We start from the raw sequence: 26826 nt of genomic DNA on the forward strand, positions 1-26826 counted from the left end.
AGCTGGCTCTGGCGCACGTTTGACGATGTTGTCGCGATCACGCAGACCCAAGCAATCGTGCTTCACCCAACGACACCGCGCCCAGACCGCCGTTGTCGCCGGCGGAAGAAGCTGCCTTTCGAGTCTTCAAGGAGGAGCGTGAATCCGGCAGCCGGCTGATCCGGAAAGGCGAGCCGGGATCGTCCAAAAAGCGATTCCGCAAGACCAAACCCGCCAAGCCGAAATCCGGGCGCTGAACTGGCGGCACCGGATTAGCGGGACGCGTTGGCTATTGCCTCAGTCGAAGCGCAGACCAGGGTTTACGGGAACTGAGCCTTTTAACCACCTGTGGCCACAAGCGTCGGATGAAGAACGAATTCGGCGTTGTCGTTGTCCCGGATGAGCGAGGCGAGATACTGCCGCTTGTAACCCACATCGAAAATGTATCTGGGCGAACCGTTGTCGAGCACGCCCAAGCTACCGTTCCAGAGCATAACGTCGATGAGCTTGTTCACGTCATCGGCGTTCGGGATTTTCCGGCCAGCGATGTATTTGATCTTCCCGCGAGTGAGCTCGTTCTTCTGCTGTACGATCTCGAACAGCAGGCTGGCCCCGTTCGCGACGAGGTCCGAAATCTCGCGGTCGAGGTCCTCGAGGACCTGCCAGCCCAGCTCAGTCAGGGCCTGGCAGTAGTCCTCCTCCTCGATTCGGTCACGACCGAAGGTCAATGCGCGACGGCGGGCGGTCTCGAAGAGCCTGATAAGGTACCGCGGCCGCATCAAGCTGCCGTCGATTAGGAAGTCCAGGACTGGCTTGCCCTTGACGATCGCGACCGAGGCCCTGGACCAAATGGTCGGCCAAGGTTCTGTAAGGTTCGCCGCGCTGGAGCGGAGCCTTTCCTCGAACAACGTCTTCATCAAGGCTCGATCGGTCCACTCCAGACTTTGAACCGCGAGCTTGCCGTAGTCCGCCATTCCGTGAACCAAGAACTCATAGACGTCGCTTCGAACGAAGATGGCCCAGTAGAAGTCCAGGTTCTTGCGATTGAACTTGCGCGCAATCTCCTGCATCGACTCGGCCAGCCCGATGACGATCAGCGCATCGTCATCTGTGAAGCCACCGGGCGTCCAGAAGCGATCGAGATTGTCGAACAGGAAGAACACGACGCCCTTCAGTTTTAGGTATCCGAGAACTTTCTCGCGCAAAGACCGCACGTCCTGACCGTAGATCGCTTCGAGCACCTTGCTCGAGTCGATCTGCTGGAGGTCGTCGTTGACGATGCCGCTGCTCCCGAAACGGTCGATCACGTTCTGGGAAAGCCGCTTGAGGCGCTCGGAGAAGTCGCCGACGCCGGTGTCGACGCGCGCGTCAAACAGATTTTTCAACTCGCTATAGCCGGCCAGCAGCCTCGGATCCCTAGAAGCCTTTACGTGATCCTTCTCGAGAAGCTTGTACGCGATCTCAAGCCAGAGGACGTATTCCCAGAATGCGGCAATAACCTCTTTCCTCGTCCCGCGGCTAAGTTTGTCGAGAATGAACTCCTTCATCTTCACAAGCTGATGCCCATCGGGAATCAGGTCGATGACGATATTCTCCTTCCTCGCTCTGGTGCGATCTCGGACCTGAAGGAACACGGCCGTCTTGCCGCTCCCTTTTCGGCCGACGAGGACGTTCGCTTCGCCTTTGAGCGTTCTGCGGTAGGCGTCGGTCTCGAGGAAATGGTCTGCAAGGGCCGTCGCCTCGTTTTCGGCGACTGGATCTCCGCAACTCAGACGTTTGAGCAATCCCCCGTTCTGGGGCTTCACAGACACGAACTCGTTCTGCGCATCGGCGACGCTCGTTCTGAACGAATTGATCAGGGTGTCAAGGTCATCAAGCTTCCACCACCGGTCCGCCTTATCCTGGAGATCGAGCGGCAGGGAGAGAGATTCATGCGCGATGAGAAGAGCGGGGGTCCCACGGCCTTGGGCGATGCCGTAGATGAAGGCGGCGCGCTGATTGTTGCGCATTGCCTCGTCTGAACTGCCGTCCATCCAGAACGCGATCACGCCGAAAGAGCTCGCGACCTGCTCATACGCCTCGCTGGCGTTTAGACGGCTGATCTCCGCCGAATTGAAGTTCCTGAACTTGATACGCGCGATTTTCTTGACGGCGCTCGTCGTGCGCAAAGTCCAGTCGGTCGGCGTCGGGGGCTGCAAGATGAAGAGCGGCTGATCCTTGTTTTTGGCCACGTCGCCCCATCGTGACGTCTCGTCAGCTTTGCTGAGGACCTTGGTGAGGGCTCGTTCGTAGTCGTAGCCGTCGTACCCAAGGGTATCGACAAGCCCGATGTCGCGGACGGCCTGAAAGTTCTCATGTGTGGAGCGGATCAGTCGGGTGGGCAACCTAAGGCCGATCGCAAACCCCAGCTCATAGGTGACGTTGTGATTGACCTTGGAGACGTCGGCCACGAACGAATCGGCGTCCTCGACCCAGCTTTCGACAGACCGGGCGATCGGAGAACCAGACGTGTCGAGATCGCACCAAGGGACGACCTTGCGGTCAGGAGTGCTCGCCGCCTCACAAGCCTTCTTGATGATATCAGCGTGGAATTCGTTGCCAGAGGCATACGCGACGAAGACTGTAGTCATGATTTTCACGTTTCGTTCGGTTATCGATTTCGCGGCGGGCCGGAGCCCGCCGCGAGCCTTCTGTTATTTCACCCGGAGCGAGTAGCGCCGGGGCGTTTCGTTTCCCTACCTACGGTAAGGGACATTTTATTAGGGGACACGTTTTCCCCGTGGCCGCAACCAACTCGGAATACGAAACAACGAGGGTCCACTATCGAGCCGAAGTCGCTGTCTTCTCCAAATCGGAATATCAGGAACAGCCGGTTGTACTTCCGCAGTTCTCACAACTCAAGCAACTGCCTCTGCAATCCACGGGAAAATTGGGTGTTGAGACGCACGGAAGCGCGCACCGGTCACCGGAGCCCAGACTTTCGGCGTCGGATTGGCCGGGCTCAACGAGGGGTGAAAGACAGACGGTGACGAAAGAACAAGGAGACAGTGATGGGTACCCTTAGATGGTGTGGACTCTAAGGATTCCCGAAGAAGCACCCTTGCAAGAGTCAAAGCGTGCGAATCCGAGTCAGTGCCGCCGCGAACCGATACTCCCTCTTCTCTCCTCTCTCCTCTCTCCTCTCTCTCTCTCTCTCTCTCTTGATCTTACTTACTGGTGGGCCCGGCAGGACTCGAACCTGCAACCAGACCGTTATGAGCGGCCGGCTCTAACCATTGAGCTACAGGCCCGTTCCCAATCGTCTTGGTGACGCGCAGGGAAGGGAGGCAATCGTCTAGTGAAAACTAGCTTGCCTTGCGTTCGGACTCGTCACCGCCTTCTAGCAAGGGAGGCGCCAAACTCGGTATCTCCGGCATCGACTTGCCGGCTATCGCTTGGAGGTCGCCCACCATCCCGACGGTCGAATCTATCACAGATACAATCTGTGTTTCGCGTTTAGCCCATTGGCGACCCATAAACTTGCGTTCCTTGTCGAGGTCGTCTCTCATGTCGTTGAATTTCTCGATGACTGCTTCGACACGTTGCCGGAATCTGGTGCCGGTCAAATAGTCGTAGACTTGCTCCATCTTCGTCCGCTGGCCTTGTTGCACGAGCCGTGCACCGCATACGTCGACTAGCGCTTGACGCAGCGCCACCGCAACGGGGAGGGCGCACCGAGGATGAGCGACCCACACGCCATCCATCAAATCGAATTGTTCGATGTGTTTGGGTAGCGCGTGCGAGATGATGAGCGATACGTCGGCGCCCGATCGCCGTTGGTCATCCCTGAGCTTCGCCAGCCAACCGTCGCTCCACGATTTGGTACGTTTCGTCTCCCATAGGATTATGCCTGCCGGCTGCCCGACGGCGCCGTTGACCTGCTGGATGACGTCGGCGCCAAGCTCGCCTTTGCCGACTGGTTCTATGATATCCGTCGGGAAACGGCTGCGCAAAAGCTCTTCGAGTTCCAATTCGAGGACTTCGCCCTGGGCCTGTTGCGAACCTTGCTCCGCCTTGCGCTTGAGTTCCTCGATCGTACGTGCCATCGACTCGATCGTTTGATCCTTTTCGGCAACGCGAAGCCTGGCAGCGTCGTCGGCTTCCTGCCTGGCCTTGGTCTGAACCGTTGCAACGGACGCTTGAACGCGCTTTTCGATGGTCAAGTCCAACTCCGCCGGCGGGTTTGCTCGAGGAGCGGCGCGGCAAGCGATTCCGTCAGTCGAATTTCGTGATTGCAGTTCGGACAATGTAAGGTAGGCTCGTATGCGCCATTCGTGGCCGCCGCTTTGAAGCTCATCGCGTTGATCTCATTCGTCGCTGAGTCGCGATTGAACCGTATTGGTGTGTCGGCGCCAGAGCGGAATGTGCGTGTCCACATGGGATTTCCACCTGTGGGCTTCAAAATCTGAAATCCGAACGCGCGGATCCGTCGAAATATTCCATAATCTATGTTATGCGAATGGAAAATGCCTTTGAAGTCAAACGGTTGCGCCTAGCAGCGAGTGTTGCCCTCTCAATATTCCTTGTTCCCCCGTCATCATCGTTGCAGGCGACGAGAAGCAGTAACCACCGGATCCGGTGTTGGAATTAGGTCGGTTCTAGCGGACTTCGCCTAGGCTTGGCGGCCGCTAACGTGAGCCCCGGCGCGACCAGCCGCGCCTACTGCGTGACAACGCGCACTGGTAACGAGCTGAGCGCACGCAATCCGCTGCTGTCCCGGTAGAGTGGCTCGCCTGCTATCTCAATCGATGCGACACGCCCAGCCAAAGCTGCCAGTACGGCTTCGCCTTCGAGCCGTGCGACCATCTGACCGACGCAGCCGTGGATGCCGGTACCGAACCCGATATGCCCGGCGACGCGCCGGGTGATGTCGAACTGATCGGCTCGCTCCCACCGCGCGTCGTCGCGATTTGCCGATGCAATCAGCAGCAACACCTTCTCGTTTTTGCCGATCGGCACGCCAGCGACTTCGGTTTCGCGCGCCGTGGTCCGGAATACATACGGCGCCGCCGAATCGTAGCGCAGGGTCTCGTCGAACGCCGCGCGCGCCAGCGACGGATTGGCGGCCAGGATGGCCCACTGCTGGGGATGACGGGCAAGGCTGTAGAGCGCCATGCCGATGGCACTGATGGTAGTATCCAGTCCGGCCGAGAGAAAGGATCGGACAAGCAGCGGCGCCTCTTCCTCTGTGATTTCGCCGGTATCCGCCGCCTCATAGACCTGCGCCCCGAAACTGCCGGGAGCCAACGCCTGCCGCAGGCATTTCGCGGCGACCCAGGGCAGCACCTTGGGCGCATGGGCCATCAGGCTTCGGAAGTAGTCGTTCTCCGGCCCCATGCCGGCAAACACCATCGCGCCATAGGTCAGGAAGTTTTCGCGGCCCTCATTGTCGATGCCGAGTGCGTCCGGGAACACGGTCAGCGGGAACACTTCTGCAAGATCGCGGATCGCATCGAACGACCCCTTTTCGACGAGGTCATCGACCAGCGCGACGGCCTTGGCCTTGAACGCATCTTCCAACTTCCGCATAGCGCCAGGCGACATGATCCGCGCCAGCACTTTACGGGTGCGCGTATGCAGCGGCGGATCCGCCTCAAGGACGATGCTCGGCGGGCGCCAGGGCTTTTCCTTGAAGTAGTTGGCTAGTCCGGCACCGCCGGCATTACTGAAGTTCACATGATCGGCGAAGATTGCCTTGACCTCGGCGAACCTGGGCACGGCGAAGATGCCGTACTTCTCAAGACGGATGATCGGCCCCGCGGCGCGAAGCTCGACATAGGCCTGGTATGGATCGGCGCGGGTATCCGCGCCGAACGGATCGAAGTCACTGCAGGCATGATCGAGCGCCAACATCCCCACTGCTTCCTCCTACTGTCTGTCGTTTCTAGTTAATTGACCATAGTCATTTATCTTAAGCGTGGCAAGCCGTGAATGAACGATCTTTCTTTGCTTGTGATTCCAGTGACGTAGCGGCAAGGAGAGACCGGCGGAGATTCGGAAAATGTCGATCAAGCGGTCAGGAAATCCCGAGAGCGCGCGGCGGTTTCAGCGCCGCGCGCGCCAGGAAGCCGACAAGCAGGCGTTGCAGGTACGCATCCTTGAAACTGCGCGCAGGGAATTCGCGACGGGCACCCTCGAAACTGTGTCAATCCAGAAGATTGCTGACGCGCTTGGCTACTCGAAGGGCACGGTCCTCAAGTACTTCCCGACCAAGATACTTCTGTTGCTGGCGGTCAAAGAACGGAATCTTGAGGAAATGGCGGATCGGCTCGAGCGCGTCCGCGCGCGACATTCCAACAGCGAGGCCCGGCTGCGGCGTGTCATGGAGACCTATATCGACTACTGGGTCGACAACCCCGATCACTTCCGCTCGCTCTATTCGATGGCTGGGACGGTCGAGGACAGACGCTTTCCTGATGGCGTCTATTTCGGGCAGACCGACATTGCGCGGCGGGGATTTGGGATTTTTGTGACCTCGACCGGCGAGTATCTCTCCGAGCTGGGTGTGGAGACAACGCCGATGCTAACGCAACGACTGGCAACGGCCCTGCTCTGCGCGGCGCATGGAGTGATTTCACTGCCGCTCGGAACGCCAACTATGAAATGGCCGGATATCCGTGGCAACGGCCGATTGGTACTCGGCAATCTCATTGACGCTTGGTCGGCGAAGATCGAAGCCGCGCGGCGGACGGACGCCTGGCCGAAAATTTCAATCATCAATTTCCTTTAGATCGGCCGCACGGAGCCAACAACTCGGTTTGTGAGACTCAACCCCGGCCATGTCTGTTCTATGCCAACCGCGGTCGCCGGCTTGGCCCCTGCTGTATGCCCTACGGCGCTCACCCTCGTCCTTCTTTATGTCCGCGTGACCTGCCTCGTCAGACGTCGACATCTCTCACTACCGTCTCCCTGAATCGGGCCGACCTGCAAAAGGTCAGCGCAGCGCACCGCTGGGCGCCGCCTCACAGCTTGGTCGCCATCGTCACCCGGACCGCCCCTGACGGAGCGATCACCGGCTCGCCTTCAGCGCCTGGGCAATCGACGAAATCATCGCCCTATCCGCTCCACGCCCGGCTCGGATCGTGATTCCGTCGACCTCAATCTCGATGATCCCGCTATCTGCCCGCGCGCCGCTTTGCGCTCCCGGTAAGCACTTAGGTCGGTACCCTGCGACCAGCACGGCCGGCACAACCTTTACTTGGGCAGCTTCGGAATGACCGCCTGCTGCTTCTCGCGACTGACGTCGCGAGCCAAACAACTGCTGTGGCGACAATCCGGCGTCTCCTGTGAAGACTTCAAGCCGCCGCACCGGCTCCGTGATGGCAGTATGGCACTGTGTCCATTCTAAGCCTAACGGTCGAAACCGAACCGCAGACTGGCAGATCACACCGTCATCCGGTAGGTGGCCGCTGAACTGCCCTTACGTTTGCACTGTCGGGCAGCGCTGCGCCGATCCCGGCAGGCTGATGCAAACCGAATGCAGTGGCACCGAGATTGTCGCCCGATAAGGCTCCGCAGCGATGTCGCAAGGTTCTATGACGCCGACAGAATGAGCGACTTGGAGTTCTGCCATGAACGAGCTTTCTCGGCCGCAAATCGTTGCGGGCGTCCGATCAAGTAGCCTTGCATCTCGTCGCAGCCCTCCTTAATGAGCAATGACATCTGGTCCTTTGTTTCGATCCCTTCCGCCAGGACCGGCACACCCAGCCCATGGGCGAGCCCGATGATCGCGCGAACGATGGCCAATGATCGCTCGCTCTGTCCCAACGAGGCGACGAAGGACCGGTCGACCTTGATCCTGTCGAGAGGAAATGCCTCAACATAGGACAGCGAGGAATACCCGGTCCCGAAGTCGTCGAGCGCGATCAGGATGCCCAGGCTCTTGAGCGATTGCATCGTCCTCTTGGCGCGCGAGACGTCCTCGATCAGGACGCCTTCGGTGATCTCGACCTCCAGGCGCGCAGGCGCGAGCCCGCTTTCACGCAGCGCCTTGCGGACCTGTGCATCGAGGTTTTCCCTGCGGAACTGCGCGGCCGAGACGTTGACCGCGATCCTGAAGGGCTGGTCCCACGATGCGGCCTCACGGCAGGCCTCCATCAGCACCCAGTCGTCGATCTGGGCAATCGAGCCACTCCGCTCGGCCACTGGGATGAATTCTCCGGGAGGGATGATTCCGCGATCGGGATGCCGCCAGCGAACGAGGGCCTCGTAGCCGGTAGTGTGCCCATCGCGGTGCTGCTGAGGCTGATAATCCAAATAGAGCTCCCCGCGTTCGACGGCGAACCGCAGGTCATGCTCGAGCGCGCGGCGCTCCCGGAGCTGCTGGTCCATCGCGCTCGTGAACAGCCGGATCGCGCCCCTGCCCTCGTGCTTGGCGCGATAGAGCGCTGCATCCGCGTTCGCGAGCAGAGAAACGATGTTATCCGCATCTCTGGGAAACAGCGCCGCGCCGACGCAGAGGTCCAGCTTCAGACCATGACCATCGACTACGATCGGATCCTCGAATGCAGCCCGCATCTTGGTCGCGAGGAGTTCCGCGCTTGCCGACATCGGCTCTTGTTCTGTAATGCCGATGAACTCGTCGCCGCCCACCCGCGCTACGTAGCAGCCTTGTGCGGCTTCCTGAAGGCGCCGTGAGGCTTCGCGCAGCACGGCATCTCCGACCGCATGCCCGAATAGATCGTTGATCTCCTTGAAGTGATCGAGGTCGATACACAGCACGGCGAAGCCGGATCCGGTGACCTCGGCCCGCTCGAGCGCAGCCGAGAGGTGCTGATTTAAGGCTGTCCGATTGGGCAGCTCGGTGAGAACATCATGGGAGGCCAGATAGCTGATCCTCTCCTGGGCGCGGTTGCGCTCGGTAATGTCGAACGCCACGCAAACATGGGCTAAACGTCCCTCGTACTGGAGCGGACGAGACTCGATCGCGACCTGTATGAGATCCCCGCCAGCGATTCTGTGCAGTTCAAAGTCCACAAGGTCATCGGATGGTCCGCACTCCAGCTGCTGCTCGGACATCAGAAGTAGATCCTCGCGCCGATAGCCGTAGTGCCGGCACATCGCTGCGTTCACCGCGAGTAATTGCCGCGTTGTTGTATCGACAACCCACATGGGCAGTGGATTCTCCTCGAAAAGGAGCCGGAACGAGGCCTCCCGACGCTTCAGGTCGGTGATATCGATCCGGACCCCGATGCTGCCTCCATCAGCCGTGCGTCGCTCCTCCACTCGGATCCAGCGATCGTCGGGCAGATGCTGCTCGTGCGAGTATCTTGGCAGAGCATGGCGTGCCAAGCGTTCGGTGAGCCATTCATCCTCCCGCCCAATTGCCTCGGGATATTGCCCCCGCGCCAGCCCAGCCCGCAGGATGCTTTCGAACGGTGTTCCCGTCGCCAGCGCTTCCTGGCTGGCCGCATAGAAATCCGCGTATTGGCTATTCCAAAGGACCAGTCGATCATCCTTGTCAAAGACGGCGAGGCCTTCAGGAACGACCTCAAGCGCCTCGGTGAGATGGGAGTGAGCGGCGCGGGCGGCAGCTTCGGCCTGTTCGGCCGCAGCCGTCGCTTCGGCAAGAGCCATCTCGGTTCGATGCCGCTCCGTGATATCCTCGTGCGTGGCAACCCAGCCTCTGCCCTCCATGGGGCGGTGCCGGATGCGCACAATCCGTCCATTCGTCAGCTCGACGGTCGTATCTGAGTTTTGGGCGATCACCGGGTCACTATTGCGCCAGACCAGATACTGCTCCTTCGAGATCTTCGGTGCGCTGCCGGCCGAGTACCTGAGGTCGACGATGTCATTCAGCTTCATCCCCGGCCGCACGGCTTCTGGATCCAGATCGTAAATCTCCAGATACCTCCGATTGCAGACGATCAGACGCTGATCATCGTCGAAGAAGCATAGGCCCTGGGACATGTTGTTAAGGGCCCGATCGAACCGTTCAGCCACGGCGGTCGCGGTCTGCTCCGCGGCTCTTGCGCGCTCCCCTTCCTGGATCAGGCTGCTATGAGCTTGGATCAGTTGGACAAACGAGCGAAAGTTGGTGTTGATCATCCGGCCGAGCAGCACGAGCAACAACAGCAAATTGATCCCGAGCGAGATCATGATCCCGTCACCCGAAACGAGCAGCACGGTCGCGATTGGGGTGCCGGCAATCAGCATGGTCAGCAGGGACGCCGCTGGAAAGCTGCCGAGGCAGTAGGCCGTGCCGATGCACCCCATGAAGACCAGCAACGCGATGGGCGCGCGCAGACCGGGATCTACGGTCGCGAACAGGGCCAGAATCCAGACAACAAAGCCCGCATTGAGTAGCCCCGCGACAACGCGAGTTCGCCTGAGCTCACGGTGCGCCTGCTCCGGCGTGACATCGACCGTTTTCAAGCGGAGCCACTGAACCAACCGGAGCAGGCACAGTGCAAGGAGAGCGGTTGGCAGGCCGAATCTGAGCCAGGCCGATACAGTTAGGGGGAGGACCAGGGCTACACTGATACTATCGACCAGCAGCACAGCGTAGAGAACTGGAACCTGCTTTCGCAAAATCCGGAATTGCTCGATGACCAGCGAACGACCGAGCGGATCCGTTGTATCGCCCACGGCGAACGCGGCACGTAGTCGCGCGAATAAATCCATCGAGATTGTCCTGCCCCCTTCAGAACTTAGGCGGGAGAGACGAACGACGGGTAAAGCCGTTTGGTATCCCGGGACTTAATGGCTTGCTGCAACTGCAAGCTCTTCAGCAGCAGCGAGGCTCAACCTAGCGCAGTTTCCCGTCGTCTCAAAAATCCAAGGTCGGTCCTGAGACCGGAAGCCGAGCAGTTCCTCAGGCCCTTACAGCGAGCGGGCCCCGGAAGCGTGGCACGGCCGCGGACGATGTATTGGAAATTGGGCTGAACGGTCCAGGCGTCCTTAATTTTAATTTAATAGAGCGCGGCCAGAAGTCGTTCGAAGCTTCGTACCCGGCCAATTTGGACCAACCCGGGCTCCCGATAGCCCAAATCGAGCGCCTGCGCCCGCTTTGAGACGAGAGCGTACCGGCTGCGATGCAACTTGTCGTCAGGACGGTTAGCGCGCAAACCGACGAGCTCGAGGCCCGGCGTAGAGATCGATAGCATTGCGGTCGGCGCCGCCGCCGGCAACCCTGGCGATCCCGCGGTCATGGTTTGCGGGGCGGATCGTTGACGTGAAAATCACCTCCGTAGCGTTCCGCTCCTGCGGATCGCCCGGACCGACGCCGCCTTGGGGCACCTCGAGATCGACATGCACTGACGAAGCGGCAACTCAACTCATCCTTGCACGCATCCTTCGGAACGCCGCGACGAACCATGTGCGCACCGCGAGGATTGCAGTCCAAAGCTTGGCAAACCACGGGATGGTGAGCAGTTTTGGCTTGACGATGACGAAGAGCCGTTCGACCACGACCAGACTGAGAAGATAGCACGTTGCGATCATCGCCGTCCCGGCGATCCAGTGACCTTCCCCGGCAACGGCGACCGCGACCAATTTCAACGGCTCTACGGTCGCCGTCGGCACCGCCAACAGAAATAGCGATTGGTAGGGTCCAAGATTTTCGACCCGTCGTTTAAGGCTCATGAGCAGCTCCTGATTCTTCAACTGCGCAGCGAGCGGCGACGTTCCATGCTCGGAACATTTGCCGGTCTTTCCCCTTCGGGGGCACAATGGCGATCGAGGAGTTCGGGCATGGAGAAAGATGTCGCGATGCCTGCTGGCGGCCACGATAGCAACGGGCGCATGCGCGGCGACCACGGTGCTGACGGTCGCGCCGACGGAAAGTTGGACGGTGACGTTGGGCCTCGGAGATGCCGATGAAGGAGTTCATGAAAGGTCGCTGGGTTCGCCCTGGACGGCAGCCGCTGGGACGGCATCTATGTCGGCCGGCAGAAGGGCGACGAGTTCATCTATGCCGGCGCGGTCGACCACGGCTTCGAATGCGATCACCGGCGTCAAGGAAGCCGCCGATCACGTCCTCGAGGTGGCAAAGACCGAGATGAAACAGCGCGCGGATGATCTTGGCGAAGGTACCTGACACCCAAGCAGCGGGCGAAGCTGATCGTGAACGGAAGGCGGCTTACAAAGCGATCCATTCGGAGACAAAGAGGGGTGGCGACCGCCGATCTAAATCCCAAGTTCGTGTTTGAAATCGAAAGGCTTTCGACGATACGCCGCAAAAAGCGAACGATCTCGGACAGCCCTCGCTCGCGGCGCGACCCGCGCCAAGGCACTCGGGCCTGACCTTGACCGCGTCGCCGGGACGTCGCCGGACAAGGGAGCCGAGCTCGACGCCCTCGCCGCCATGCAACCCGAGGCCCAGGCGCCAATATGCGCGTGGGCTGCCGCAGCCTTCTCGGCGAGGACACTGAAAGAGCGGCCCGGCGTTCGCCTCGCGCGCCGCTCCCGGGTCAGCCGCCGCCACGTCCTTTTCGAGGTGGGTCGCTTCGCGAAGCTCCGAATAGTTGACGCAGATGGCGAACGGAGGAGGCACCGAGGTTCTGGAAGCTCAGCAGATCGGCATCGGCCATGTTCCGGACCTCGCCGACAGTCTTGACGCCCTCGATCTCGAGCGCATTGCGAAGACGGGACGGCAAGTCAATTTGATCAAGAGGGGCTTCGTCTGAAAAGTGAATGGGCACAACGGGGTTTGGTGAAGAAGACGGCTAGTATGTGATTAGGCGCAAAACCTGACGACAGCCTTACCGCTGCGCCTCGGTCGCCATCCAGCATAGCCGCCTTCGGGCGCGCAGGTAATCCTAGTAGCGGATGGTTGGGTCCACGTTCCGGGCGGCCTTGAACGCGGCCTTGAAGTCGAATAGTTCGCCGCACGGCCTCCATCTTCTCGATGGCGGCGTGAAAGGCCGCCACCGCGGCGCGAGCGCCCTCTAGAGAGCCTGGCCACTATCTCCTCGAGCTTACGCGCGATGACAAGGGGCTTGCCTGGACGGAGTGCTTCCAATCGTACAGGTGATAGCTGAGGCGGAAGTGATCGCCGCGGATGCAGCAATAGACGATGCGGCCGGCTGGTCGTCGACGGTCGCATCGTCCGCCGCGCCGATGTGCCCGGCCTCCGTCGATCCAGATCGCCGCGACGTCGCCGGCGCGGAGGTAATTGTCAGCCAGGTCGTCGTCGTGGCGAGCCTTGCCAACGTCGCCCAACACGATCCGTGGTTTGCGTCGATCGCGTCAACCTGTCTCCGTTTTTACCGCCTGACACGGCGATCATGCATGGCCGCTGCCAGAATACCGACTGCCACGCCCATGATGATGATCCAGACAACAAGTCCCGCGTACCAAGGTAGCACGTTGGTCATCGTCACTCCTCCTGGTCTACGCCGACCGGCGCTCTCGTGGCGTCCGCCCCCTCCTCCCGGGAACGCCCCTTGCGATCATTGACGCGACGTTGCGGCGTATTGGAAAGCGGCGGGGGACCCCTCGACGGCGCGTCATCGATCAAGTCATCAAGTGTCGGCTCGTGCTCGGCTGGTGGACGCTCCAGCGCGGCGAGAAAGGCCCTGCCCGCGTCGGTTATGCGCCACTCGCCAGGCTCGCGCACAATCGGCTTCTTGCCGAAGATGTCCACGCTGCCGCCGGCACGGGTCTCCATGCGCTTCATCCGCGCCGTCCATTCCGGCCCGCTGGTCATGAGCACGGCAAGATAGCGCTTCAGCTCTTCGAGCGTCGCCCGGCCGCTGGGATGGCCGTCCAGAACCTTGAGGATAGTGAGCTGAAAACTCAACGCCACACTCCGCAACGAAATCATTAAAATATGTGATGAGCCTACATCGGACCATGCGGCTGTCCAGAACGAATTGGGAAGAGAACCCGCATTCTGGGCTTTCCTCCCGCTCAGCACCGACCTTGCAAATGCCAAGACCGAAGCATTAGGCCTGCCCCGCCAAGCTCGCCGGCCGCGGGCTCGGCCCAAAGGGCCGCTCGGCGTCCTCCGCTTACCGGGCGGCCCGGGGCCGAAAGGGTCTTGGCGACCGTTCCCGCAGGCCTCATCGGGCAACCGGATGCGGCTCACAGCTTCATTCGGCTGTCCAACACCGAGACCTATCTGAGGCTGAAGAAATGAACGCGTCGGGCACGCCGCCGCCTGCCGCCGGCGACCGTCGATCGCCTGCTCATCGAGGTGAAGATCGCGGCGAGCGTCAGGGCCGAGCCGATCCCGGAACGAACGACCGTCAGCAGGATTGCCTTTCTCGCAGTAGGAGTTGCGTCATGCGTCATGCGCCGTCCATCGTGCCGCTGGATCGGCTCGACCGGGACATCTACCTCGTCCTGGAGGATTTCGGTGCCCGGGCCGGCTGCTCATGGCGCGAGACCGACGAGCAGGACACCGACTTCGAGACGATCATCCGCGACCTCATCACGGGCCAGTACGCCTATCCGGTCCGGATCGTGGCTTTCAACGCCGTTGATGGCTGGTCGCGCGACGCCACCAGCGAGGTCGCAGATGAGCTTGGTGAGCGCGCCGCGGGCAACGCCGAGATCACGCCAGCCCTGCGCGCCTTCATCGAAGCGAATGCTACCCGGCCGTTTGCTGTCCAACTAGCACTTCCACTGCGCGGAGCTGTGTGAGCATGGCGCCCCTGACCGCCGCCTCGAGCAGAGCTATGACGACGCCATGAACGCGCTGGCCAACTACCTGACACGCGAGGACGACGCGCAGACCACGGTCGATTGGCTGCTCCGCATCCTGGATCGCGACGGCCTCCGCGACGCTATCACCGAGGTCTTGGTTGACGCGAGGGTGCATCCGCGGCCGAGAGCTGACGTGCCGGAATAGACGGTCTGGCCAGGGCAACCGTCAGAAGCCGTGCATTAGCAGGTCAGCTCGTGACGCGATCGCTGCCCGATGTCCGAGAACGGGGAACAGGCGACCTCCCGTATGAAGTTGAGCTACTCGGCCGTTGGCTGCGAAGCCCAATCGACCGAATGCCGCCCTGGCCGCTGCGGCAGGATAGGGACGAGCAGACAATTGCAGCGAGAATGACCACAGAAGCTAAAGGGCGACTCAGGGAGAGCCCGCCATTGACTGGCTTGCGCGCGCGACATTCCAACAGCGAGGCCCAGCTGCGGCGTGTCATGGAGACCTATATCGAACTGGGTCGACAACCCCGATCACTTCCGCTCGCTCTATTCGATGCGAGGGCCGCTGAGAGTTCGATAGCCCGTAACTGATTGCCTGCTAAGAGCTGCACTCTGCTTTGCAGTTGGAGCGCAAGGCCGCCAAAATGAGCAGGTCAACCGAGGTGTTTCGATCGGAGATCGTTGCGGCATCGACGATCGGCGTCGCCGCGATGGTCTTTTTTTGGGATCTCTGGCTATGAGGCCTGCTCCGCCTTGACGGCGGCAACGGCCAGCATCGCGTCGCCGATCATGTTGCCCTGTGCCTTCAGGGCATTGCCGGCGCCGACGATATCCCGGACCTCTTTGTTCTGGCTCAGCTTCGACTTGCCGACCAGGCGTGTGATCTCGATCTCGATGCCGACGATCATCTTGAGCATCGTGTCGATGTAGTCCTTGGGGCTGTCGGTCATCTTCCAAGGATTGACCTGTTTCGCCTCATGAATGCGCGTCAGGCGCGCGACCATGCCGCGGACGTAACGCTCATCATCGCGGATCGTGACACGTCCGTACACATGCGCAACCATGTAGTTCCACGACGGGACCTGCTTCTTGAACTCGACCTTGCTCGGATACCAGTTCGGCGCGATGTAGGCATCCGCGGCGCGGAAGACGATCAGAACCTCATCACCGGTGGCGAGATCCTGCCAAACAGGGTTCGCACGAGCTACATGCGAATGAAGCACGCCCTGCTGACCTTCGTGCGCATGCAGTTCAAACGGAATATGATTCGCGTCGAGTCCACTCTTCCCGTTCGTAAAGAGGATGCCGAGCGGATTATTTTCAATGAGATCGTGAAGCACCTCGGCGCGAGCCTCAACGAAGTGCGGAGGGACGTACATGACAACTCCTTGGCTATTGCAGGACGCTGTGCACCCTTGGGTCGCGCAGCATCAACAGGTTTGGTTCAGACCTCGGTCATCTCGAATTCACTCTTGCCAGCACCACAGTCGGGGCAGATCCAATCTGCGGGGAGGTCCTCCCAGCGGGTGCCGGGCGGAATGCCCTCGTCAGGCCATCCGTCTCGCTCGTTGTAAATGAGCCCGCACAGCGCACACATCCAGGTCTTGTAGACGGGCGCATCGCCTGCGATTTCCGTGTTCACGTGAGCAGTTTCGTTGCTCATGACAACTTCCCCTATTCCTGTGGCAGGGTTCACGAGTTCGATTTAGGGCAAGGCTGGCCTATCCAACAGTGCCAGATAACTGCAGTTTACCGGACCAGTTTCTTGCCTGCGATACTACCTTTCCCTTTGTTTCGCCGATCGTGATCATCACCTGCACCTTGCGTTTGCTGGCGTGCCGATGCTGCGCCATCGCGCGGGTGGCGCGTTCGTCGAGATACGACTCATCTTGGGGCTCTTGTTGCCTGGAGTGCCTGTCGTCTTTATTGGCCCGCGAAGCGACCTGCTCTTGAACGAATGAAGCTCACTCGGCAGGCCGGCCGGTCGAGACGGCGTTCCCCTCCGCATTGTCGAGCGCCGCAAGAGCCTTCGGCTTGCGCAAACGCACATAGACTTGCGCCGCCAGAAGCGTCACGCAAAGTAAAAGAAAGAACGCGCTGATCGGCCGCTCGACGAAAATCATGGCATCACCGCGCGAGACCAGCAGCGAACGGCGGAAGTTCTCCTCAAGTCGTGGCCCCAGCACGAAGCCGAGGAGGATCGAGGCCGGGTGGAAATCGAGCAGCAGGAGTAGATAGCCGATCAATCCAACGACGACGGTCTCGCCGACCTGGAACATGTCGTTGTTGGTCGAGTAGACGCCGATCGCGACGAAGAACAGCGCGCTTGGATAGAGATATTTATACGGAATCATGAGGAGCTTCACCCACAGCCCGATCAGCGGGACGTTGAGCAAGACCAGCATGACGTTGCCGATCCAGAAGCTCGCGATCAGGCCCCAAAAGATGTCGGGGTGCTCTTTGATCAGTTGGGGACCGGGTACGATGCCCTGAATCATCAGCGCACCCAGGATCAGCGCCATGACTGCGTCCCCGGGAATACCAAGGCTCATTGTCGGAATGAAGTCGCCCTGTACCGACGAATGCGTCGACGCCTCTGGACAGGCGACGCCTTCGATCATGCCGGTGCCGAACTTCTCCGGCGTGTTGGAAATCTTTTTCTCGGCTGCGTAGGAGATAAAGGAAGCGATCGTTGGTCCCGTTCCCGGAATGAGCGAGCAAAGGCTCCCGATGACGGTGCCGCGCAACATCGCAGGGATGGAACGGCGCAGTTCGTCGCGTGATGGGCGCAGATCGCGCAAACCGACTTTCGAATAGCGCGTGTTCACCTCGGAGTATTGGTTCACGCTCTTCATGAACTCGGCGATACCAAATAGGCCGAGAGCGAGTCCGACGAGTTCGATGCCGTCGAGGAGATTCGGGATGCCGAAGGTGAAGCGCTCCGAGCCGGTCTCGACATCCGTTCCCACGATTCCTAGAAACAGGCCGAGCAACGTCATGGCGATGCCTTTGAGAGGCGAGCCTTTCGCCAGCGTCGAACCGGCGAGCAGGCCCAGAAGCATCAGCGAGCATATTTCAGTTGGACCGAACTCCAGCGCGACCTTCACCAGCACCGGAGCCAGAAAGATCATTTCCAGGATGCCCCAGGAAGCGCCGACGAACGACGATAGGACCGTGATGCCGAGCGCCGCACCGCCGCGGCCCTGCTTCGTCAGCGGAAAGCCGTCGAGGCACGTCACCGCGTGCGGCGGATGGCACGGCAAGTTGAGCAGAATCGAGCAAATCGCGCCGCCGTATTGCGCCCCGTAGAACACTCCTGACAGCATCAGGATAGCGCCGACCGGCTTGATGCCGAACGTCAGCGGCAGCAGCACCGAGATGGTGGCGAGTGGCCCCATTCCCGGCAGGACGCCCACCATGTTACCTACGAGGACGCCGACAAAACACCACATGAAATTCTGCGGCTCGAAAGCGACACCAAAGCCGTACCAGAGATCGGAAAGCGCGCTCGCGAACATCTAAAACCCCCAACGGTACAGCGGGAAAGGAACCTTCAGCACGTAGGAAAAGAGGAGGCAGCCGACGACCGCGACGACCGCGGCCAGGACGGCTGATCCTTTCAGCGTGGCGGTCCTGTCGCCGAGCGCGGAGACGAAGACGCACATGAAGGTGGCCGCGGCCATTCCGAAATAGAGGCCGAAGAGGACGAACATCAGAGGACCCGCGAGGATGCAGGCCCAGCCACGCCATTCCATCGCCGCGGGCAAGACGCGCTCTCCCTCTTCGAGAGGCGTCGCCAATCCGGTGACGAAGATCAGGGCTCCGACGAGAACCATCATGAGGCCGAGCATCAACGGAAACATGCCCGGTCCCACGTGCGCGAAGGTCCCGAGCGAATATGTTGCTGAGTTGACGCCGATCCCGGCGCCCAGCAGCACCATGAGCAGCCCGGCGTAGAAGTCCTTCTTCCGCAGCATCATCGGCATATCGGCACCTCTAGTTGGTTTTGGTCGCTATCACGACGAGCGCCGAGGCTGGTTCGGAAGACACCTGCGTCAGTTTGTGCGGAATCGTGGAGTCGAACTGGACGCAATCGCCCGGCTTCAATGTCTCCTTGCGCTTTCCGATGACGAGCTCGATCCGGCCGGAGAGAATGAACAGGATTTCCTCACCTTCGTGGTGACTCATGATGCGACCGCGTTTCGCCGTCTTGGTCGGTCGCACGATAAAGGCGCGCATGGTGCGGTCGGGAGCCAGACCGGCGACTAGCGACAGGTGCGTGTCGACGTCGCCGGCCTTCCCGTTCTTCGCGCGGACAATCGTGATCGGGTCGTGGTCGTCCGGCTGGCCGTAGAAGCGGTCTAAGGTCGTTCCGAGAGCCGCGGCGATCTTAAGGGCGGAGCCTATCGACGGAGAGGAGAGCCCGCGTTCCAGCTTGGAAAGATAGCTGCGGGTCAAACCGGAATCGGCGGCAAGCTGCTCCAGCGTCATGCCGCTCTGCACGCGAAGGAATTTGAGGTTGAGTGTCATTGCGCTCGGCTCTTTCCCAAGTTATTGCCCGCATCGATCTCGCACCAAACCACCGATATTTCAAACCTTAGAACGGGTGCCGACTGATCACAGATCCAGCACTAGCCGTTGTCCGGCGCAATCGCCTACGCAGACGATGAGCTCATTCTGCCGCTCAGCAGGCGAAAGCACGCGATCGCGATGGATGGGGGGGCCCTCGGTCCAGCGCGTGCGGCAGGCGCCACAGATGCCGCCGCCGCAGGACACGGGGACCTCGACGCCGAGGGCATCGAGCGTTCCGAGAAGACCAACATCTGGCGTGACAGTTGCAAGCTTCTGGCTCACCGACAGATACAGCTCGTAGGGAGGCACGTCGCTTCGGGCGATGGCCTTGGGCGGGGTGAACATTTCGATGTGTTTGCGCTCTTCCGGCCAGGCCGAGACGGCATCTTCGAAAGCCTTCAGCATCGCTGCGGGTCCGCAGCAGGCCGCTAGGCCACATCTGGCAAATTCCCCGACAATTTCGGCGATGACGGGCTTGGCCTGCGCGGTCGTATTGTAGAGGCGGACACGGCCTGCTCCGATTGCCGGCGCGATCATGTCGGTCAGGACCGGTCGTCCGCGGCTGGTCCAGTGCAGCACGTAGTTCGAGCGCCCTCGTCGTTCGAGATGCCGAATTGCGGAGATGAACGGGGTTACGCCGATGCCTCCCGCGAGGAATACGTTCGTTCCCTCCTGGTCCAGTGCGATCCCGCCGCGCGGCAGCGAGACCGAAATCGGCTGTCCCGCCTCCACGCGATCGTGCAGGAAGTTCGAGCCGCCGCGTCCTTCGCGTTCGCGCTTCACCGCGATCACGTAGCGCCGATCATCGTCCGGTTCATTGCAGAGCGAATAGGTCCGGACGAGACCCTGGTCCAGGTGAACGTCGATATGGGCCCCGGCCCGAAAGGGTGGCAGCTCCCAATCGTCCTGGTCGACCAGCGTGAAGCGCTTGGTGTCGTTGCCGAGATCCTCGACCTTCGAGACGACGGTGGAGACCGTCTTGATCGCCTTCGCCATCTAGATCGGCCTCACGGCGTCGCCTACACGTAGCGTGCCCCCTGCGATGATCTTGCAGTTCAGCCCCGACCGGTTGATCAACGGATCGAAGACGGACTTGCCGAGTATCTCCTCGATGTGCCGGCACGGCGTTGAAAGGCGGGTCGCCTCGACAATCGCTTCTCCGAGCCGGAAGCGACGGCCGACGAGATGATTCAGCGGGACGCCTTCGACGGTCACGTTCCGGCGATGTTCCTCGGGCAGCAACTCAATCTTGTGGTCGCGTTGCAGGGCCTCGAGCGTCTCCATCTCGAACAGGGTGACCTGCCGCCCCTCCTCCGGCTTGTGGGAGTAGAATCCTGTTTCGTGGCCGGCGAAATATCGATCGCCCTCGATACCGCGTCCAGCGACGAGCTCGAGCGAGGGAAACGAGCGCATCGGCAAAAAGGCACGCGGGGTCTTGTGCAAAAAGCGGACGACGCCCTGCCAGGACATGGTGACCTCGGGCTCATCGATTGCGGTCGCGTCCATCATGTTCTCTCCATGGGCCTTAATCCGAACTGGTCTCAACGTGATGCGGCGAGTGATTTGTCAAGGGTCTGGCGCACGTCTGATCGCACCTCGATGACGACCGGTCCCTTGGTCGTCATCGCCTCCGCGACGGTCCCCGGGGCACGTTCCGCATCCTCGATGACGAAGCCGGTCGCGCCGAAGGCGCGCGCCAAAGCGGCAAAGTCGGGATTCGAAAGATCCGTGCCGTACGGACGATCGGGATAGGCACGCTCCTGGTGCGACCGGATGGTCCCGTAGGACTGGTTATTGGATACGACGATCGTGAGGTTCGCGCCTCTGGCGACGGCCGTCGCAAGCTCATTGCCCGTCATCAGGAAGCCGCCGTCTCCGCAGAAGGCAACCACCTGCCGCTCCGGAAAGCGAAGGCTGGCAGCGAGCCCGGACGGGACACCACTGCCCATCGCCCCGCAAGCCGAGCCGAGCAGCCGGGCGGTCGGCTCGAGGCTGAAGATGCGATGGACCCATCCGGCGAAATTGCCTGAATCCGTCGTGACGATGCCATCGGGCCTGAAGTGCGCGGCGATCGCCGCCACCGCGTGACCGAAGACGTCCGCCGATGGTACGCCGAACTGAGGCCAACCATGCGTGGCCGTCCGCGCCGCGGCAGCCGCGGAGGACCACTCGGCGCAGGCCCGCGCCGTCGCGGGAGCTGCGAGCATGGCCGACACGAATGCATGCGATCCAGAGACGACCGCGACGTCGGTTCGGACGCGCTTTCCGATCGCATCGGGATCTGGATAGACATGGACCAATGGCTGGCGAGGCTCGGCGTGTCTCGGAAACGCAAAGCCGAGCGAGGACAGATCGCCCAGACGTGTTCCGACGGCAACGACGAGGTCGGCGCGTTCGAGCAGTTTCACATGAGGCTGAGACGTGAAGAACCCGAACTGACCCGCCCATAGCGGGTGAGAGTTCGGGAACTGGTCCTGCATTTTGTTCATAGTGACGACCGGCACGTTCCATTTCTCGGAAAACGCGATCATATCTTGGCGGAACGATGCCGTCCGGCATTCGCCGCCGACCAGCAGGATCGGCCGCTCCGCGGCCCTCAACAACGCCCTTGCCTGTTCAATGGCCGCAGCACCGGGCTCTGGACGCACAGCTCCGTTGGCTGTGGCCACAAATCCCTTGGCCGGGTCTTCAAGGAGATCTTCCGGCAGTTCGATGGCGACGGGACCTGGCGTTCCCGCATGGGCCACGGCGAACGCGCGGGCCATCATCTCTGGAACGAGATCCGCCGAGTTCAGACGCACCGACCACTTCAGCACGCCATCGAAAGATCGGCCACAGTCGATCTCCTGCACCGCGTCCCTTGCGAGGTTCGGACGATCGACCTGACCGACCAGCATCACCAGCGGAATCGCCTCCTGCGCGGCCACATGCAACCCGAGCGCTGCGTTGAAGGCGCCCGGACCACGGCTCGTCATCACGACGCCTGCGCGCCCTGTGAGTTTGGCGTCAGCGACCGCCGCGAGGCTCGCGCTTCCTTCGTGCCGGCAAGTCACCAGATCGAAATCGTTACGGTCGCGCAGCGCGTCCAGCAGCGCCAGAAAGCTTTCTCCCGGGACGCCGAAGGCCCTGTCCACCCCGTGCGCGACGAGACAGTCCGCGACGAGTTCCGCGACGCGGTAGGTCATGCGACGCTCCCGTCCTGCCTGATGGTCAGGGGATCGCCCATGACGCGCAGTGGCGCCTCCGTCCGATCTCGCAGCGCCTCGATCGCGAGGCCGTCAAGTAGGGCCCGAACGGCCAGGCCATCCTCGGTTACGTCGATGATACAGAGGTTGGTGAAGATGCGGGTCACCACTCCGCGCGCCGTGAGCGGATACCCACATCGCTCCACGATGCGGGAGCGGCCATCCTTGGTGGTGTGGTCCATCATTACCCAGATCGACTTGGCGCCGACCGCCAGATCGATGGCTCCGCCGATGCCGGGCGGAGACCCGTTGTCACCCGTCGTCCAGTTGGCGAGATCACCGTCCTTGGACACCTGAAAGGCGCCGAGCACGGCCACGTCGAGATGACCGCCTCGCATCATCGCGAACGAGAGGCTGGAGTCGAAGTAGGAACCGCCGGTCCGGATCGAGATGGGCATCTTCCCTGCATTGATGAGATCCCAGTCCTCTTCGCCCGCAGCCGGCTTCGGACCCACGTTGAGGACTCCGTTCTCGCTGTGAAGGATCACGCCAGACCTCTCCGGCAGGTAGTCAGCGACGTGCGTCGGGGCGCCGATACCGAGATTGACGAATCCTTCCTGCGGCAGATGAAGTGCGACCATGCGCGCCAGCGCATCGCGTGCAAGCGGTGTCATCGGGAGCTCCTTGCGAAAACGCGATCGACGAAGATGCATGGAGTGACTATGGCTTCCGGATCCAAATCGCCGACGTTGACCACGCGGTCGACTTCCACGGCGACCGTCCGGCCGGCGGTCGCCATCACCGCGCAGTGATTGCGCGCGGTCTTGTTATAGGTGACGTTGCCGAGCGTGTCGGCGAGATGACCTTTGACGAAAGCGAAATCTGCATGAAGCGGTAACTCAAGAATAAATTCGCGTCCGTCGACGACGATCCTCTCCTTGCCGTCAGCGAATACCGTTCCGACGCCGACGGGAGAAAGGAAGCCGCCGAGACCGGCGCCGCCCGCCCGGATGCGCTCCACCAACGTGCCCTGCGGAACGAGTTCGAGCTCGACCGTGCCGGCACGATATTGCTCGGCGAACTGCTTGGCGCTGCGCGGATAGGAGCAGACGATCTTGCGAACGATCCTGGCTTCGAACCACAGCGACAGATCGTCTTCCGTGGAGCCGGCGTTGTTCGATATCAGCGTCAGGTCGCGGACGCCCCGGTCGAGCACCGCCTTGACCACTCCGAGCGGAAGCCCCGCTCCGCCGAACCCGCCCATCATGACGGCGTCGCCGTCCTTGATGCCTTCCACGGCCGCCGCCGCGTCTTCAACCACTACGTTGCGCATCGTAAATCCGCCGTCTCTGCTACGGGATTGATTTGAGGTACGTCGTTGACAGGCCACGGCCGACCCGGTCGAGCAGCATCTGGTTGGTGCCGTCGGCGTAGGCCGCCATCCGGACCTCGGCGAAATGCATGTTCAGGCGGTGGGCTGCGCCGGCGCCCGTCGCGCCGACGATCCGGACGCACTGATCGATGCCCCAAAGCGCGGTGTCGACAGCGAACTTCTTGGCTTGCGCAGCGAGCGCGACCGGATTTCCCCCGGTCTGTATCTGCTCGGCGGCGCGGAAGACGAGCGCGTTGGCGGCCTCAAGCCGGACCGACACCTCCGCCAGCTCCCAGCGCAGGCCCTGATGTCCGGTCAGCGGCTTTCCGAAGGCCTGCCGGCCTTCGCAGTAGTCCACCGCCTCGCACAGCGCCGCATGCAGAGTTGCGACGCACATGGCGGCCACGTGAACGCGGGCCGCGTTGACCGATGCCATCGATGCCTTGAGCGCGGCGCCGGGCGCTGCGATCAGACACCAATCGGGAATGAAGTGGGCGTCGAAGGCCACTTCGGCCAGACGGAAGGAACGCGCTCCGGGAACGACGATCTCGGTCCGCTTCACCGTCTCGGCTTGGCCGAAAGGCACGTAAAAGCTGGCGATCTCACCGGTCCCCGCAGCGTCTCCGACGCGGGCCAGGACGATCAGACCACCGACCAGCAGGCCGTCGGTCATCCACGCCTTGGTGCCGCTCAGAGCCCAGCCGCCGTTGACTGGAACCGCGGTGGTGGTCAGGGCGGAGACATCGCTGCCACCAGCTGGCTCCGTCATGGCGGTTGTCAGAAGAAGCTCGCCGCGCAACGCGGGCTGCAGCAGGCGCTCGATCTGGATCGACGTACCGGTTTGTGATAGGCGCGTGGCTCCGCCTTGATGGTGGTTCAGGCAGAACGCTGCCGCAAACCCGTGGTGCGCCATTTCCTGCGCAACGCGGACTTTGCACAAATAAGATGCTTCCAAGCCACCGTGAGCGCGCTTGGCCTGGAGGCCCAGCATGCCGAGAGCGGCCCACTCGGCGATCCACCTCTGCGGGAACGCGTCACCTGACACGTGCGCGGCGAAGACGCTCTCGGAGAAGGCACCGGCGCAGAACGCCCGCGCCTTCGCCACGTGATCACGCTCTTCGGCGGAGAGATGAACGTCATACTGGTAATAGAAGTCCACAGGAGATCCTTCGGCGAGCTACTTCTGAAGAGGCGCCCCAATGTCCTTGGCCCACTTATTCCAGTAGGCCTCTTCCTGTCCGACCTCGGCCGTGAAGGTCGAGACCGTTGAACCTGTGATCAGCGTGGCGCCGATCGTTTCCAGTTGCTTGAGGAATTCCGGGTCGCTCGAAGCCTTGTCAAGTGCGGCGCCAACCTTGGCGACGACGTCCGCGGGAAGGTTCGGCGGACCCGCGACCCCGAACCACGGCGAGACATCGAGAGGCTTGCCAGCGGCCTGCTCGATCGTCGGCAGATCCGGGAAGGCCGGCGACCGGTCGGCCGACGTCACCGCGAGCGCCTTCAGGGATCCGGCCTTGACCTGCTGGCCGATCGTGGCTTCGGTGAAGAAGCCCACCTGCAGGATGCCCGACATGCAATCGACGATCGGTTGATTGCCGCCCGAATAGTTGATGAACGTCATCTTCGTATCATAGGCCATGTCGAACAGCGTGCCGCCGACATGGGACGTCGCCCCGAACGTGCCGCCGAAGTTTACTTCTCCAGGGTGCGCTTTCAGATAGGCCACGAGTTCCGGAACAGTGGACACTGGAAGCTTCGGGTTCACCACGAGCAGGTTCCGCTGTTTCGCAACCTTGCGGATATAGGTGAAGCCCTTCTGCTGATCGTAGCGCACCGACGAATACAGTGCCTTTGCGCGAGTATTGGAGGACTCCACCGCGACGAGAAGCGTGTAGCCGTCAGGGTTTGCGCGGGAGACGTTGGACGCGGCGATCATGCCCCCGGCGCCGCCGTTGTTCTCGACGATGACGTTTTGGTTCAACTCCTTCGCCAGCAGACGACCGATCACCCGGCCGATGATGTCCGTAGGCCCTCCGGGGGGAAATCCGACGACCAGCTTAATCGTGGTTGAGGGATAAGCATCGGCGGCCTCGATCGGTCCAGCAAGGAAGCCGAGACAAAGAACGGCGGCGCCGGCGCCAATCGACGCAGTTTTTCGGAGTGATCGAAACATGCAGCACCTCCCTCGAAGGACGACCCACCTTCAAGCCAAGGACACTTTGTGTCAAGTGTGAAACGATCGTGATCCGACCAGGAGGCGCACATTGACCGGGCAAACGTTGCGAAAAAAGCGTGCATCATGCCTGTTACGCCACATCTAAGCCGAATGTGCCGCCCGGCAGCCCAACCTTCCAGGGTTGCCAAACCCCGTCGTTGTGTTCTAGACGATCGGTCTACAGAGAACACAAATGACGAAATCTACGGACAACCACCGCGAGCTCAATGGGCAGGGCCGAAACCAAGTCGGCTATGCGCCGACCCGCGACGTTCTGATCCGTTGCGGAATGGAGGTGATGACCCAACAAGGTTTTGCAGCTACGGGCCTGGACGCGCTGCTGCGCCGCGCCACCGTGCCAAAGGGTTCGTTCTACCACTACTTCGAAAGCAAGGCCGACTACGGCCGCGAAATCATGAAAGCCTACGACTCCTTCTTCCGGCACAAGCTGGACCGCGCCCTGGACGACGGAACGCTTGCGCCGTTGGCGCGGATGCGAGCTTTCGTCGAAGGCGCCAAAGCGGGCATGGCGAAATACAGCTATACGCGCGGCTGCCTCGTCGGAAACCTCAGCCAAGAGGTCGAAGCGCTGCCCGACGATTACAGGTCGGCCTTGGACGAGATCGTCAAAGGATGGCAGCGGAAGGTGGCGCATTGCCTGGAACGCGCATACGAGGCTGGCGAGATCGGCAGCGCGGACTGCGATGCCCTGGCTGAGTTTTTCTGGATCGGCTGGGAGGGAGCGGTGATGCGTGCGCGCCTCGTCAAGAACGGCCTCCCGCTCGATACCTTCATCGCCGGTTTCGTCGCCGGCCTGCCGCGTCCGGACGAGCCGAAGGCCAGGTCCAGAAGAAAATCGTGAAGAG

Annotated in this window: 24 protein-coding genes, 1 tRNA gene and 1 pseudogene; 7 read left to right on the top strand and 19 right to left on the bottom strand. The window is 61.4% G+C overall.

All coding sequences use genetic code 11. From position 1 onward, the window contains the following. Window positions 1-317: 317 nt before the first annotated feature. From IVA75_RS07220 to IVA75_RS07235, 4 genes are all read right to left on the bottom strand, one after another. Window positions 318-2609, bottom strand: coding sequence for a hypothetical protein (locus IVA75_RS07220; protein ID WP_247282244.1), 2292 nt, complete (start codon window positions 2607-2609; stop codon window positions 318-320). Between the two features lie 584 nt (window positions 2610-3193). Beyond that, window positions 3194-3269 (bottom strand) — tRNA-Ile (locus IVA75_RS07225). Window positions 3270-3323: 54 nt separating this feature from the next. After that, window positions 3324-4181: a DUF2130 domain-containing protein gene (locus IVA75_RS07230; protein ID WP_346658408.1), complete on the bottom strand. Its 858-nt coding sequence runs from the start codon at window positions 4179-4181 to the stop codon at window positions 3324-3326. Window positions 4182-4677: 496 nt separating this feature from the next. Further along, entirely contained in the window at window positions 4678-5871 is a 1194-nt protein-coding gene (locus IVA75_RS07235; RefSeq protein ID WP_247282245.1) for a cytochrome P450, read from the bottom strand. 148 nt (window positions 5872-6019) lie between these two features. On the opposite strand from IVA75_RS07235, the gene IVA75_RS07240 reads away from it, so the two are divergent. Next, window positions 6020-6748, top strand: coding sequence for a TetR/AcrR family transcriptional regulator (locus IVA75_RS07240; protein WP_247282246.1), 729 nt, complete (start codon window positions 6020-6022; stop codon window positions 6746-6748). Window positions 6749-7551: 803 nt separating this feature from the next. Here IVA75_RS07240 and IVA75_RS07245 read toward each other — a convergent pair. Then, the gene (locus tag IVA75_RS07245) at window positions 7552-10641 is read right to left on the bottom strand and encodes an EAL domain-containing protein (RefSeq protein ID WP_247282247.1); all 3090 of its coding nucleotides are present in this window, start codon (window positions 10639-10641) and stop codon (window positions 7552-7554) included. Between the two features lie 648 nt (window positions 10642-11289). Beyond that, a complete protein-coding gene (locus IVA75_RS07250; protein ID WP_247282248.1) occupies window positions 11290-11622 on the bottom strand; it encodes a hypothetical protein in 333 nt (110 codons plus the stop codon). A gap of 231 nt (window positions 11623-11853) precedes the next feature. On the opposite strand from IVA75_RS07250, the pseudogene IVA75_RS07255 reads away from it, so the two are divergent. The 3 genes and pseudogenes from IVA75_RS07255 to IVA75_RS07260 all read left to right on the top strand — a co-directional run. Continuing rightward, window positions 11854-11958, top strand: a pseudogene (locus IVA75_RS07255) (DNA ligase); the annotation flags it as partial. Beyond that, window positions 11930-12055 (top strand): hypothetical protein, encoded by a 126-nt coding sequence (locus IVA75_RS40110; RefSeq protein ID WP_256464742.1) that lies wholly within the window; start codon window positions 11930-11932, stop codon window positions 12053-12055. The pseudogene IVA75_RS07255 and the gene IVA75_RS40110, both read left to right, overlap by 29 nt. Window positions 12056-12491: 436 nt before the next feature. Then, window positions 12492-12644 carry a hypothetical protein gene (locus tag IVA75_RS07260; RefSeq protein ID WP_247282249.1) on the top strand — a complete coding sequence of 51 codons (153 nt, stop codon included), beginning with the start codon at window positions 12492-12494 and terminating at the stop codon, window positions 12642-12644. Between the two features lie 692 nt (window positions 12645-13336). On the opposite strand, the gene IVA75_RS07265 is transcribed toward IVA75_RS07260, so the two are convergent. Beyond that, on the bottom strand, window positions 13337-13759 hold the full coding sequence (locus IVA75_RS07265) for a hypothetical protein (RefSeq protein ID WP_247282250.1): 423 nt from the start codon (window positions 13757-13759) through the stop codon (window positions 13337-13339). A 485-nt stretch (window positions 13760-14244) separates the two neighbouring features. On the opposite strand from IVA75_RS07265, the gene IVA75_RS07270 reads away from it, so the two are divergent. Both IVA75_RS07270 and IVA75_RS07275 read left to right on the top strand, forming a co-directional pair. After that, the gene (locus IVA75_RS07270) at window positions 14245-14604 is read left to right on the top strand and encodes a hypothetical protein (RefSeq protein ID WP_018456539.1); all 360 of its coding nucleotides are present in this window, start codon (window positions 14245-14247) and stop codon (window positions 14602-14604) included. A 46-nt stretch (window positions 14605-14650) separates the two neighbouring features. Beyond that, a complete protein-coding gene (locus IVA75_RS07275) occupies window positions 14651-14812 on the top strand; it encodes a hypothetical protein (RefSeq protein WP_018456538.1) in 162 nt (53 codons plus the stop codon). 538 nt (window positions 14813-15350) lie between these two features. Here IVA75_RS07275 and IVA75_RS07280 read toward each other — a convergent pair. From IVA75_RS07280 to IVA75_RS07335, 12 genes are all read right to left on the bottom strand, one after another. Continuing rightward, window positions 15351-15995, bottom strand: a complete 645-nt coding sequence (locus tag IVA75_RS07280; RefSeq protein WP_247282251.1) for an FMN-binding negative transcriptional regulator — start codon at window positions 15993-15995, stop codon at window positions 15351-15353. Between the two features lie 65 nt (window positions 15996-16060). After that, window positions 16061-16213: a rubredoxin gene (locus IVA75_RS07285; protein ID WP_247282311.1), complete on the bottom strand. Its 153-nt coding sequence runs from the start codon at window positions 16211-16213 to the stop codon at window positions 16061-16063. A gap of 367 nt (window positions 16214-16580) precedes the next feature. Further along, window positions 16581-18134, bottom strand: coding sequence for a tripartite tricarboxylate transporter permease (locus IVA75_RS07290; protein WP_247282252.1), 1554 nt, complete (start codon window positions 18132-18134; stop codon window positions 16581-16583). Continuing rightward, on the bottom strand, window positions 18135-18602 hold the full coding sequence (locus tag IVA75_RS07295; protein ID WP_018456533.1) for a tripartite tricarboxylate transporter TctB family protein: 468 nt from the start codon (window positions 18600-18602) through the stop codon (window positions 18135-18137). Window positions 18603-18612: 10 nt separating this feature from the next. Continuing rightward, window positions 18613-19146, bottom strand: a complete 534-nt coding sequence (locus IVA75_RS07300; RefSeq protein WP_247385366.1) for a helix-turn-helix domain-containing protein — start codon at window positions 19144-19146, stop codon at window positions 18613-18615. A gap of 87 nt (window positions 19147-19233) precedes the next feature. After that, window positions 19234-20184: a PDR/VanB family oxidoreductase gene (locus IVA75_RS07305; RefSeq protein ID WP_247282254.1), complete on the bottom strand. Its 951-nt coding sequence runs from the start codon at window positions 20182-20184 to the stop codon at window positions 19234-19236. Further along, on the bottom strand, window positions 20185-20697 hold the full coding sequence (locus IVA75_RS07310; protein ID WP_247282255.1) for an MOSC domain-containing protein: 513 nt from the start codon (window positions 20695-20697) through the stop codon (window positions 20185-20187). It abuts the gene before it with no gap. Window positions 20698-20729: 32 nt separating this feature from the next. After that, window positions 20730-22373 (bottom strand): thiamine pyrophosphate-dependent enzyme, encoded by a 1644-nt coding sequence (locus tag IVA75_RS07315; protein ID WP_247282256.1) that lies wholly within the window; start codon window positions 22371-22373, stop codon window positions 20730-20732. Then, complete coding sequence (locus tag IVA75_RS07320) at window positions 22370-23047, bottom strand: 3-oxoacid CoA-transferase subunit B (RefSeq protein WP_247282257.1); 678 nt, start codon at window positions 23045-23047, stop codon at window positions 22370-22372. Before IVA75_RS07320 ends, IVA75_RS07315 begins: the two co-directional genes overlap by 4 nt. Continuing rightward, the gene (locus IVA75_RS07325; protein ID WP_247282258.1) at window positions 23044-23706 is read right to left on the bottom strand and encodes a 3-oxoacid CoA-transferase subunit A; all 663 of its coding nucleotides are present in this window, start codon (window positions 23704-23706) and stop codon (window positions 23044-23046) included. Before IVA75_RS07325 ends, IVA75_RS07320 begins: the two co-directional genes overlap by 4 nt. A gap of 19 nt (window positions 23707-23725) precedes the next feature. After that, window positions 23726-24904, bottom strand: a complete 1179-nt coding sequence (locus IVA75_RS07330; RefSeq protein ID WP_247282259.1) for an acyl-CoA dehydrogenase family protein — start codon at window positions 24902-24904, stop codon at window positions 23726-23728. An 18-nt stretch (window positions 24905-24922) separates the two neighbouring features. Then, window positions 24923-25918, bottom strand: coding sequence for a tripartite tricarboxylate transporter substrate binding protein (locus tag IVA75_RS07335; RefSeq protein ID WP_247282260.1), 996 nt, complete (start codon window positions 25916-25918; stop codon window positions 24923-24925). Window positions 25919-26153: 235 nt separating this feature from the next. On the opposite strand from IVA75_RS07335, the gene IVA75_RS07340 reads away from it, so the two are divergent. Beyond that, a complete protein-coding gene (locus tag IVA75_RS07340; RefSeq protein WP_247358851.1) occupies window positions 26154-26822 on the top strand; it encodes a TetR/AcrR family transcriptional regulator in 669 nt (222 codons plus the stop codon). The last annotated feature ends 4 nt before the right edge of the window (window positions 26823-26826 follow it).

Source organism: Bradyrhizobium sp. 134 (assembly GCF_023074155.1).
In the GTDB taxonomy this organism is placed as follows: domain Bacteria; phylum Pseudomonadota; class Alphaproteobacteria; order Rhizobiales; family Xanthobacteraceae; genus Bradyrhizobium.